This window comes from Massilia eurypsychrophila, assembly GCF_002760655.1.
GTDB lineage: Bacteria > Pseudomonadota > Gammaproteobacteria > Burkholderiales > Burkholderiaceae_D > JAFCUW01.
The window spans coordinates 1-2,725 of record NZ_PDOC01000065.1; the positions used below are offsets into that span (position 1 = coordinate 1).

The following is a 2,725-nucleotide window of genomic DNA, read 5'->3' on the forward strand; positions in this document are numbered from 1 at the left end:
GTTGCCAGCGCCCTTGATCAGGTCGCCCTCCCAGTGACCAGGGATCAGGCGGTCCTCGACCTCTGCAGGGCGGATATGGATGCTCTGCATGTCCTGGATCTGGTAGCGCCGGTCGTCACCTCGACTGGAAGGTGGGGTAAAAATCCCGCTTACGCTTAAACTCGCTGAATAATTGTCTTGACCAATGGATCCACTTTACGGAGTCTGGTCTGACGCCCTTGAATCCACTGCAATCGACTGGGAATACATATACTGGCGTGACCACGGCAAGCTGTTGCGCTGCCTGCCAGCCTTGACGCAGCCGATCTGGTAGAGCGAGATCCAGTCCTTATTGAATGCGTAGGCGCAGCCAGCCAAATAAACGCGCCAAATCCGGTAGCGACGTTCCCCAGCAAGCAACTTGATGGACTCTGCATGCTCTTCGAAATTATTGGTCCAAAGCTCGCATGTTCTAGCGTAATGGTGGCGTAAATTCTCGATGTCAAAAGCTTCTAGTCCTGCTTCCTGCATCGTTTTCAAGACTAAGCCCAAGTGAGGTAGTTCACCGTTCGGAAATACGAACTGTTCAATAAATTCCCCGTTGCCATAGGGTGTTTCCCCGCTCTCGGCGTCGGTGGACGTAATTCCGTGATTCATCGCAATCCCATCATTGACCAAGAGAGAGTCGATTTTGGCAAAGTAGCTCCTCAAGTTTCGCAGGCCCACATGCTCGAACATGCCGACGCTTGTGATCCGGTCGAATTTTCCTTGGATGTCGCGATAGTCTTGCAGGCGAATGTCAATATACTCCGTCAGCCCCTTCTCGGCGATCAGCTGTCGCGCCAACGTGGCTTGATTCGGAGATAAGGTAACGCCGACGCCACGTACCCCAAATTTTTCTGCCGCGCGTATGAGCAAGGCCCCCCAGCCGCAACCGATGTCGAGTAGGGTATGTCCGCGCTGCAGCCGAATTTTGGTGAGGATGTGATCTATTTTTTTCTCCTGGGCCGTTGCCAAGTCTTCGTTCCCATGCTCGAAATAGGCGCACGAATACACCATTTTCGGGTCGAGCCAGCAGCGGTAGAAATCATTCGACACATCGTAGTGATAAGCGATAGCTTCACGATCCTTGGCCTTTGTATGTCGAAGTTTCCTGCTAATCCTTGCGAACTTCCCCTCCAGTTTCAGGGGCCAGCAGCGAGCGCGTTGCCGACCGCGATTATTGCTGCTGGTTTTCCCTCCACCTCGATTTTTCCATCGACATACGCAGCGCCGAGATTGGACAACGATGGAGTGAAAAAATATGCTAGAGCCGACACATGCGGCAAGCGTACGATGACCTCGGGGGCAACATCGCTTAGGGACAGTTGTTGTCCATTCCACAAGTCTAGCCTTAGTGGCAACGCAAGGCGATGGCGGATATCGTCAGCCCATAACGCCAATTTTTTTTCCAGAAACATTATTCGGCTTCCTATTCATGGTTACGCTAGGTCAGCGGCAGGTTGTACGTCTGGACGAAATTTCTCCGCACGGCAAATCGATAATAGACACGCAGCCATAACCGAGTTCGCTCTCGATTTTGAGCAGTCTCGATTTGCCTCGAAGCTATGTCGTCCGAACGATAACCCCAGGCCAGACTAGTTTATTAACGTAACTCTGCGTGGATGGCAGGAGCATCTCATTGATGGCCAATGCGGACAAACCACCGTCATGATCCATCATCTCCGCGCCGGTTGGCAGCTAGGAATTCATGCAGCATGGCACACTGTGAAGGTGAGACCAAAAGTTGGAGAATCACTGGGTAACACGACACCTCCCCGAGATCTTTTACGCCACTAAAGGCGTTGGCGGCGCAGACTGAAATGGCGCGGATCATAAAATGCAATACATCCACGAGCTAGTCGAAGTACTTTTGACAGCACACCTCAGAGCCAACAACGCCAGCTCGTGGTACGCTTACTCAACGCGCCTGACCTGTGGCGTCTATCTTGATCTTCTCCGATTTATTTCCAGTTTGAACAAAAACATCGTATTGGATGTTGCCGCGTTCATGCTCGACCTGAACCTTGATGGCTTTACCGTTAAACTTCTTTTCTGCAGTTGCCACTGCTTGCGCCAAGGATGTTTTAGCGCTTTCAAGATCTTTCATATTCATTCCAGTTATGAAGTTTGTAAGTTTTCCGCGAATGTGTTCATCTTCGATTTTTATAACGGCACCCGATGCGGCGTCGATTTTGTACTCTTTTACGCCAGCGTTGCCGAGAACCTTGACTTCCCATAAGGAGCGGTCTTTTTCAAAATCGAATTCTGCGCCGATTGTTTTGCCAGCCTCTTGTTTCTCAGCGATCTGGGTCGCTTGCACAAGCGACACCGAAGTCCTATTTAACGCCTCGACTTCCCGTGGTCTGGCCGCATGAGCTGCAGAAGCAAAACTAAAACTTGCAGCAAGAACGAGGATTGTGATTTGAGCAGAAGAATTAAGTTTCACGATGAACCTTTCATAATGGATGAAAATTCCGCATCTCATGTACCCGTGATTGGGCGCAATCAATTAGCTATTGCGAAAGAGCAATGTAGCGGTCTGATCTCATTCGCACCCCTGGAAACCCGAGTTTGCACGGCGTTCTCAAGGACCAAGTGCAACACCTCCTACTGTAAGGTGCCGCCATGGCGAAAATCTACCAACATCTGACTACCCAGGAGCGCGCCGTCGTCATGACCATGCGCGCCGACCTGTGCTCCACCC

General features: G+C 51.2%; 1 protein-coding gene and 2 pseudogenes. All 3 read right to left on the minus strand.

What is annotated here, in order from left to right:
• Positions 1 to 132: pseudogene (locus tag CR105_RS27225) on the minus strand (IS30 family transposase); the annotation flags it as partial.
• 63 nt (positions 133 to 195) lie between these two features.
• Positions 196 to 1,439, minus strand: a pseudogene (locus CR105_RS27230) (class I SAM-dependent methyltransferase).
• 500 nt (positions 1,440 to 1,939) lie between these two features.
• A complete protein-coding gene (locus tag CR105_RS27235) occupies positions 1,940 to 2,467 on the minus strand; it encodes a PepSY domain-containing protein (RefSeq protein WP_180288335.1) in 528 nt (175 codons plus the stop codon).
• Between the last annotated feature and the right edge of the window lie 258 nt (positions 2,468 to 2,725).